The 10,088-nt window shown below is 68.0% G+C and carries 1 protein-coding gene; it reads right to left on the reverse strand.

Features of this window, described 5'->3' with window-relative positions; all coding sequences use genetic code 11:
• Positions 1-168: 168 nt before the first annotated feature.
• Positions 169-10,088 (reverse strand): amino acid adenylation domain-containing protein (locus tag LQD00_RS19510; protein ID WP_406567067.1); only part of this gene is annotated, 9,920 nt, incomplete at its 5' end.

The raw sequence follows: 10,088 nt of genomic DNA on the forward strand, positions 1-10,088 counted from the left end.
GGCGACTGCCGAAAACCAGAGCCGGGTTCGACGCGGCCTGTGTCGCAGTGTGAGTCCTGATCAGCTCCGACACGTTTCGCTGACTCTCCTCGTGGTTTTCGGTGTGTGCACCGCCGTGGTCTCCTGTGCGGGCGTCTCGGTGCTTCCAGCTGTGTTCGGCGCCGTCCCTCATCGGAGGTTACCCGTCACGAACTCGAGCAAGGTCTCCTCCGCGGGGCCGTCCGACGCGCCTCGAGACCAACCGAGGACCTCGTCCTGCTCCGCAGGGGTCATCAGCGGAGCCTCCGCCACGAGAACATTCGGCAGCGATGTCAGATGGTCGAGAACCGCGACGAACCGCTCGGCCAACCGTTGTGCGGTCTGGGTGTCGAAGAGGTCGGTGGCGTAGACGAGCCGGACCTCCCCGTCGCCGCTCCGGTTGATCCCGACGGTCACCGTCAGGTCGTACTGCGCGGGCACCACCGGCGACTCGACTGGGGTCACCGTGAGCTCGCCTGCCTCGGCGGGCCCGTCCGAGGGGCCGGCTGCCGTCTGGTCGACGACCGTCACCATCACCTGTGCCAGGGGAGCGAACGCCTGCGTGCGGACCGGCTGGACACGCTCGACGATGGATTCGAAAGGCACGTCGGCGTGCGCGAATGCCTCGAGGTCGACCGAACGCACCTCGTCGAGGAGGTCGGCGAACCGGCCGCGCGGCGCGACGGGTGTCCGCAACACCAGCGTGTTGACGAACATGCCCACCAACGGTTCGAGAGCCTGCTGTCCACGGCCCGCGATCGGGGTGGCGACCGCGATGTCATCGGTTGCCGACAACCGCGACAGCAGCACCGCGAGTGCCGCATGGACAACCATGAACGGGGTCACCCCGCGCTGACGGGCGAGTTCGTCGACCCGCGCGCTCACCTCGGCGGGCAGCGGCACCGTCGCCATCGCACCCCGGTGCGAGGCGACCATCGGTCGCGGGCGGTCGGCCGGCAGCTGCAGGACGTCCGGCGCCCCGGCGAGTTGCCGCTCCCAGTAGTCGAGCTGCCGACCGACCACCGACGTGGGGTCGTCCGGCGAACCGAGAGCATTCCGCTGCCACAACGCGTAGTCGGCGAACTGTACGTCCAGAGGCGCGAACCGCGGAGTGTCGCCGGCCGCACGTGCGAGATACGCGCTGACGATATCGCCGATCAGCGGCCGCATCGACTCGCCATCGCCGACCAGATGATGCAGCACGGCCAGCAGGATGTGCTCGTCGTCGCGCACCTTCAGCAAGCGCACCCGGAACGGCGGTGCTGCAGCGACGTCGAATCCGGAACCAGCGGCGGCCACCAGATCCTCTTCGCCGGAGGCGATCGCCCAATCCGGCTCGGCTGCAGGCGAATCCGCGGCGTGGACCAGCTGGAATGGCTCTCCGTCGACGTCCGGGAAGGTCGTCCGCAGGACTTCGTGACGGGCCACCACGTCGTGCACCGCCGCCTCGAGTGCGGACACGTCCAGGCGACCGGACAGGCGGACGCCGACCGAGATGTTGTAGGTCGGGGCCTCCGGCTCCAACTGGTTGATGAACCAGATCCGCTGCTGCGCGAACGACAACGGAACACGATCCGGACGCGGATCGACCGCGGTGACCGGCGGCAGCGCGGCGGTCTCGAAGCCGCCGATGGTTTCGGCGAGGGCGCGAACGGAACCGGCCTCGAAGACGTCGCGAACCGAGACGGCCACGCCGAGCTGCTCGGACAGCCGCGCCGCGAGCCGCGCCGCGGACAGCGAGTCGCCGCCGAGTTCGAAGAAGCTCGACGTCGCCGAGACTCGACCGGCGTCAATACTCAGGACCGCGGCGACCACGTCGGCAATTGCGGTCTCCGTGCCGGCGGCCGGCGCGACGTACTCGCCCGCTTCGAGGACCGGCTCCGGGAGGGCTCGCTTGTCGAGTTTGCCGACCGGCGTCAAGGGCAACTCATCGATCACGCTGAACGACGACGGCACCATGTACGCCGGCAACCGCCTACCTGCGAAGGCCTTCAGCTCGGACACCTCGACGGTTCCGTCGGCCGGGACGATGTATGCGGCCAGCGCTGTCGTCACCGATCCGCCGACGCCGAGGACCACCGCGGATTCGACGGCGTCGTGCTCGGTGAGCACGGCCTCGATCTCCCCAAGCTCGATGCGCAAACCGCGGAGCTTCACCTGGTCGTCGGAACGGCCGGTGTACTCGAGCGTGAGGCCGCCGGTAGCGGCGTCCGGTGTCCACCGGACCACGTCGCCGGTGCGGTACATCCGTTGCCCGGCTTGGCCGTAAGGGTTGGCGGTGAACCGTTCGGCGGTGAGTCCGGACCGATCGAGGTAGCCGCGGGAGAGCGCTCCCCCGGCCACGTAGAGCTCGCCCGGCATGCCAACGGGCACCGGCCGCAGCCGGTTGTCGAGGACCATCAGGTCCACCCCGCCGATCGGGCCACCGAGTCGGACCGGCTCGCCGGGCTGCATCGCCGCCGAGATCGTGATGCCGATGGTCGTCTCGGTCGGGCCGTACAGGTTGTGCAGCTCCGTCGCCCCGGCCCATCGGTCGACGATCGGCTGCGGCACTGCTTCGCCGCCGGCGGCGATGACGCGAAGACTCGGCACCGCGGCCGGGTCCATGGTCGAGAGCACCGACGGCGTCAGGAACGTGTGCGTCGCACCGTGTTCGGCGATGAACCGTTCCAGTGCTGCTCCGCCGACAGCTTCCGACGGCCGGTATGCGAGGGTGCCCGCGTTGACGGTGGCCAGGAGGTACTCGAGCACCGACGCGTCGAAGCTCGGTGAGGCGAACCCGAGAACCACCGGGTTGTCGCCGGCATTCAGGCGTTCGGATTCCTGGCGGGCGAAGTTCGCCAGCCCCGAGTGGGTGACCGCTACGCCCTTCGGACGGCCGGTCGAACCGGACGTGTAGATGACGTAGGCGAGGTTCGCCGGTGTCACCTCTCCGAGCCGTTCGGCTTCGGTGATCGGTCCGGCGGGCGCGGCGGCGATCTCGGCAGCCACCGTGTCGTCGTCCAGTCGTACCCAGTCGAACTCCCGGGCCGGCAGGTCGCCGGACGCGACGACCGACAACCCGAGCACTGCGCCCGAATCCTCGATCATCGACGCGACGCGCTCGGCCGGATAGTCGGGGTCGATGGGCACGTAGGCGCCACCGGTCTTCGCCACCGCCCAGATCGCGGTCAGCAGTTGAGCCGACCTGCCGATCGCGAGGGCGACGGCCCGCTCGGGTCCCACCTCGCGACCGATCAGCCAGCGGGCCAATCGATCCGAGGCCTCGTCGAGTTCCCGATAGGTCAGTCGCTCACCGGCACCGTCGACGACGGCCACGTTGTCCGGAGCGCGGCGCACCGCGGCCCGGAACAGTTCGGGCAGCGTCACCGGGTCCGTCGCGGGCCCACCGGTCACGGGGGTGAGTTCGACGCCCGCTTCAGCAGGAAGGAGCGGAATCTCGGCACATGTCGCGTCCGGGTGGTCGGCGATGGCCCCGAGCAGCCCGGTCACGACGTCGGCGAAGACCGCGACCTGTTCCGGAGCGAAGGCCGTCGGAAGGTACTTCAGCTTCAGTGCGAGTTCGGCACCGCGACGGGACGCGGAGAGGTTGAGCGGATAGTGCGTGGCATCCGACGTCTTGGCACCGACCAACTTCAGGCCACCCGCGGACGATGCGTCGATGCCGGCGACCGAATCGACGTTCACCGGGAACGACTCGTAGACCGCGAGCGTGTCGAACAGCGTCGGCAGCCCGGTCTGTGCGACCAGCATCGGCAGGCCGATCTGCTGGTGGTCGAGGACCTTCACCTTGTCGTTCTGAACGGTGGTCAGGACGTCGAGGACAGTGGCGTCGGGGTCGACGTCGACGACCGCAGGGATCGTGTTGATGAACATGCCGACCATTGATTCGATGCCCTCGATGTCCGGTGAACGGCCGGACACTGTCTCCGCGAAGGTCACCGTCCTGGTGCCGGTGAGTCGAGAGAGGAAAACCGCCCAGGCGAGCTGGACCACCGTGGCCATCGTGGTCGAGTTGTCCCGCGCGAGTGCTTCGAGGCGCTCGGTGACTTCCACGTCGAGGGCGAACTCGTGGTCACGCGGCGGCGCATCGGCGGAGGGTTCGTGGCCCGGCGCGACCAGGGTCGGCTCGGTCACCGATGCGAGAACCTCGCGCCACGCGGTGATCCCGGCGGTGACGTCGGCGGTGGCCACCGCTCGCGCGTGCTCGGCGAAATCGCGCCCGGTCGCTCCCGGCAACCCACCGGTGAAGGTCTCTCCCGTCGCATAGAGCGACAACAGATCGGCGAGCACGAGAGGGCTCGACCACCCGTCGATCAGCAGATGGTGGTTGGTGACCACGAGCTCGGCGCCCTCTCGATGCTCGACAAGCACCGCGCGGATCAATGGGGGCTCGGCCATGTCGAACGGCTTGGCCTGCTCGGCCGCCAGCACGGCCTCGACGCGACCGTCGAGGGAAGCAGAATCCTCCGCCCGTAGGTCGATCACGCTCCACGGCACGGTCACCGCTGAGGGCACCACCGTGACCGCAGCGCCGCTCGGCAACCGGACGAATCCCGACCGCAGAACCCGCTGTCGTGCAAGGAGTTCCCCGAGAGCGTGCTTCAGACGCTCCGGGTCCACTTCTCCCGCCAGCGACAGCACGGTCTGTGTGACGTAGACGTCGATGGCCTCGACATCGCCCGCGACGGTTGAAGCGAGGTCTGCCTGGAAGAAGAGCCCCTGCTGCAGTGGGGTCATCGGCCAGACGTCGGCCCCTGGGTACAGCTCGGCGATCCGGTCCAGATCGTCCTGGGTGACGTCGACCCCGGGCACGTCGGCGCGACTGAGTCCGATTTCCGCGCCGCCGTCGACCAATTCGACGATCGCGCGCAATTCGTCATGCCAGCGTCGGGCAATGTCGGACGCCGCCGTCTCGTCGAGTACATCGGTGGCGTAGGTGACCTTGGCTTCGAGCCGTTTCGCTTCCCGACCGGCCGTACTGATGTTGATCCCGAAGATGCTCGGCGATCGCATCGCACCGGTGATGGTGCTCGGCATGTTCGGCCGATCGGACACTGGCAGGAAATCATCGGGAGCGGTGTCCGTGGCAGGCGCCGTGCCGCCGCCGAAGTAGTTGTACATGATTGTCGGAAGCGGGCGGTCGGCGATGTCGCCGTCCGAGTTGTACCGGAGGATGCCGAATCCCACACCACCTGCGGGACGTGACAATCGCGCATCCTTGGCCGATTTCACCGCGTGGACGACATCGCTTGAGGCGTCGACCGCGAGTGGCGTGATGCTCGTGAACCACCCGACGGTGCGGGACAGATCGATGGCGCCTTCGTCGCCGGCGATGCTCTCGTCCCGGCCGTGCCCCTCGGTCGAGACCGTGACGGGTCCGTCGTCGGTGATGCCGCTGGCGCGTTGCCAGCCGCGGACGGCTCGCGCCAGGGCGCCCAGGAGCACGTCGTCGACACTGCTTCCGAACGCCTGCGGAACCGAGGTCAGAATCGACCCGGCCACGTCGTCGACCACATACATCAGCGAGGACTCGTCGCGCCACCTGTGTAGTGCGCGATCTGCGTTGTCACCGAACGATGTCGGCGTTGCCGGTAGCTGCCGGCGCCAGTAGTCGATCTCGCCTGTGCGCGCGTCGACCTGGTTCGCGAGCAGGTGCGCGATCCGTCGCGCAGACGTCCCTTCGGGACGGAGTTCGATCGGTCGCCCGGATGTGAGCTGCGCCCATGCCGTGACGAGGTCCTCGACGAGGACAGGCCACGAGACTGCATCGACACCGAGGTGATGGATCGCGATGACCAGACGACGGCGGCCCTCGCCGTTTACCACGACGGTTCCGAATAGCGTTCCGGTTTCGGGATCGAGTGCGCCGAGCAATTGCCGATGGGCGTCGACGAGTGCCGGGTCCAGCGGACCCGCGGCGTCGATCTCCCGAACGGTCGGAACCGTGCCCCCGCCGGCGGTCATGGTCCAGTCGTCCCCGACTCGTCTAAGCACTGCGGTGAGCATCGGATGGGCGGCCGCCACGGCCTCAACGACCGTCTGCAGGTCGGACACTGCAGCGGCACTCGGCACGTTGAACACAAGCGACTGCGAGAAGTCGGCGAAGTCGGACGGCTGCTCGGAATGCTCGATCATCCATGAAGTGACCGGCAGGAGCGGCATGTCGCCGAATCCGCCGCCCGGCAGTTCTTCGATGAGCTCGACCGGTCCGCCCGAGGCCGCCGCGGCAGCTGCCATGGCGCGAATCGTCTTCAGCTCGAAGATCTCTCGGGGCGACAGATGGATACCTGCCGCCTTCGCCGCCGACGACAGCTGGATCGACATGATCGAGTCGCCGCCGAGGGAGAAGAACGACTCGGTGACGCTGATCCGCTCGTCGCCCAGCAGGCCGCCGACGATCCGGGCGAGGTTCTCCTCGGCGGGGTTCGCGGGCGCGACGTACTCGGCCGGTTCGGGGGCATGCGGTTCGGGCAGCGCGGTGCGGTCGAGCTTGCCCGCCGGGGTCAGTGGGATCTCATCGATGACGATGGCCTGGGAGGGCACCATGTGCGCCGCCAGGTGCTGAGCCGCCTCGTCGAGGACCGCGGTGCTGTCGATCGTCGCACCCGGTTTCGCGACCAGATAGGCGACGACCTCGGTGTGCTTGCGTCCGCCTCGGGTCGACTCGACGCCGACGACGACCGACTGTGCGACGCCCGGCTGGGCGTCGAGCACGGCCTCGATCTCGCCGAGTTCCACGCGCTGGCCGTTGATCTTGACCTGATGATCGGCGCGGCCGGCGAATTCGAGATTGCCACCCTTGGCCACCCGCACCAGGTCGCCGGTCGCGTACATCCGTGCACCCGGCTCACCGAACGGATCGGCGACGAAACTGACCGCTGTCTGACCAGGACGGCCGAGGTAGCCGCGCGCCAAGCCCGCGGTCGACAGATACAGTTCGCCCACGACGCCCTGCGGCACCTCGTGCAACCGTCCATCGAGGACGCGAACGGTGAAGCCGTCCACCGGCTTTCCGATTGTCACCGGCTTGCCGGCCGTCATACGCGACCGCGTCGCCCACACCGTCGCCTCGGTGGGCCCGTAGCAGTTGAAGATGCGGCGGCCGCGCTCCGACCAACGCTCGACCAGCTCCGGCGGACACGCCTCGCCACCGGTTGCCAGGTTCCGCACGTACTGTGCGCGTTCCGGATCGACCGTCGCCAACACCGACGGCGTGATGATCATGTCGGTGACCTCGTCGCGCTCCAGCACCGTCGCCAGTGCGTCGCCGGCGAAGTCGGCCTGGGGTGCGATCACCAGGGTGTGTCCCGCGGGGATGGCCCAGGCCATCTCGAACATCGACGCGTCGAAGCTCGGCGATGCAACGTGCAGGATCCGGGTATCAGGCTCGTCTTCCGGTGTGCCCGTGGTGATCTTGGCGAGCGAGTTGACGAAGTCGACGATGCCGGTGTGCGAGACACCGACGGCCTTCGGACGACCGGTCGAACCCGACGTGTAGATCAGGTAAGCCAGGTTGGTCAGCCGCACCGATCCATTGCGCTCGGTGTGGGTGATGTCGTCGCCGGACTCGGCTTCAGCCTCGAGGTCTGCGAGATCGACCCATTCGCAGGAGGATTCGCCCAGTCGAGCACGGGTGTCCGTATCGGTGATGCCGACGGTCGCGCCTGAGTCGTCGAGCATGTAGGCGATGCGGTCGGCCGGGTAGGCCGGGTCGACGGGGACATAGGCCGCGCCGCTCTTGATGACGCCCCACGTCGCGAGGACCGAGCCGATCGACCGCTCCATGCCGACCGCGACGACGTCTTCGGGCGAGACCCCGCGAGCAAGCAACGCCCGTGCGATCGCGTTGGTGCGCGTCTCGAACTCGTCGTAGTCCATCTCGGTGCCGTCGCAGATGAGCGCCGGGTGGTCGGGATCGAGGTCGCGCTGGGCGAGGACGTCGATGAGCGTCCCCTCCTCGACCTCGCCGCCCCGGCCGACCATCGCGCCGGGTGTGCGAACCGGAGCGGCGGACGCGCGTGCCGGCTCCTCTCGTTCGGCACCCACGATGTCGATGTCGCCGACCGCGATGTCCTGGTTCTCGACGACAGCCGTCAAGACCCGCCGGTACACCGCGGCGAACCGCTCCACGGTGGACTCGTCGAAGAGATCGGTGGCGTAGATGAAGTCCGCGGCCATCGGTGCGCCGGCGCCTCGTGCACGGATCGCCACGGTCAGGTCGAACTTGGCGTCGGCGGTAGCCGGGCCGACCGGCTTGGCTTCGATACCGGCGGCCGCGAGTCCGGCGGTTTCCTCTTCCGCGGCTTCGGTGTAGGTGAACGCGATCTGCGCCAGCGGCTGATATGACGACGAACGTTCGGGTGCCAGCGTCTCGATCAGATCGTCGAACTGGACCTGGTCGTTGGCGAAGGCGTCGAGCACCGTCGTGCGCACACTGCCGAGCAGCTCGCCGACGCTGTCGCCGGGATCTACCTGCGTACGCAACAGCAGGGTGTTGACGAACATCCCGATGAGGTCTTCGAGTGTGGCATCGTTCCGGCCCGCGATCGGGGTCCCGATCACGACGTCGGTGGTCGAGGCGAGTCGGGCCACGGTGGCCGCGAAGGCCGCCTCGGTCACCATGAACGCGGTCATGGAGTTGCTGCGGGCGAGCGTGTCGACGGCGTCCGCGAGGTCGTCGTCGAACTCGACGGTGACCGTCGCGCCCGCCGTGCTGAGCACGGCCGGCCGTGGCCGATCCATCGGCAGGTCGGTCACCGTGGGAAGTCCGGCGAGAGAGCTGCGCCAGTGTGCCAACTGCCCGCCGAGGACGCTCGACTCGTCCGCGGCGTCGCCGAGGACGGCCTGCTGCCACAGGGCGTAGTCGGCGTACTGGACGTCGAGGCCGGGTAGACCGGTCTCGCTGCCCTCCGCCCGTGCCGCGTAGGCGGCCATCAGGTCTCGGGCGAGCACCGGGATGGACTGGCCGTCCATGGCGATGTGATGCGCCGTGATCGCGATGTGCAGACCGGCCTCGTCGCGATGGAAACGTCCGCGGATCGGCAGCTGCGAGCTGACGTCGAAACCTTCTGTGGTCGAACGGATCAGAGCGTCGATCGAATCGGCCTCGTGCCAGTCGAGCCGCTCCCGGGCCGCAGCGACGGGCAGGACTTCCTGCACCGGAGCGGCACCGACGGACGGATACACGGTGCGCAGTACTTCATGACGTGCAACGACGTCGCACACCGAGTCGAACAACAACGTGTCGTCGACGCCCCCGGACAGCGTCAGCGCCATCGGGATGTTGTAAGTGCCCGAACCCGTGTCGAACTGGTTGAGGAACCACATCCGTCGCTGAGCACGCGACAGGGGCAGCCGGTCCGGCCGAGACTCGACACGACTCACCGGCGGCAGAGCAGGACGACGATCGGCCACCGCGGCAACCAGATCCCGCACTGACGGCGCATCGAACACATCCCGGATACCGACCTGCACACCCAACGCATCCGACACCCGCGCCACCAAACGCATCGCCGACAACGAGTTACCACCCAAATCGAAGAACGACTCGGTCACCGAAACCCGCTCGGCATCAAGCAAAGTCGCAAACACCGCCGCAACCCGCTCCTCGGCATCCGAAGCCGGAGCCACATACTCGACAGCCTCGAACACCGGCGCAGGCAACGCCTTACGATCCACCTTGCCCGACGACGTCAGCGGCATCACATCCAACCGCACCCACACCGACGGACGCATATACCCCGGCAACACCGACGCCACCGACTCGGCAACCACCTCCACATCCACATCAGCCGGCGCCACAWACGCCACCAACTGCTGCCCACCACCAGACTCAGCCACCACCGCCGCCGCATGCACCACACCCGGCGCCGCCGCCACCGCAGCCTCGACCTCACCCAACTCCAGCCGCTGACCACGCAACTTCACCTGGAAATCGGTACGCCCCAAATACTCCAACTCACCCGAAGCATTCCACCGCACCAGATCCCCGGTCCGATACAACCGCTCCCCCGGCCCACCAAACGGATCAGCAACAAAACGCTCAGCAGTCAGATCCGGACGCGCCG

The organism is Gordonia metallireducens (assembly GCF_021245825.1).
GTDB classification, from domain to species: Bacteria; Actinomycetota; Actinomycetes; order Mycobacteriales; family Mycobacteriaceae; genus Gordonia; species Gordonia namibiensis.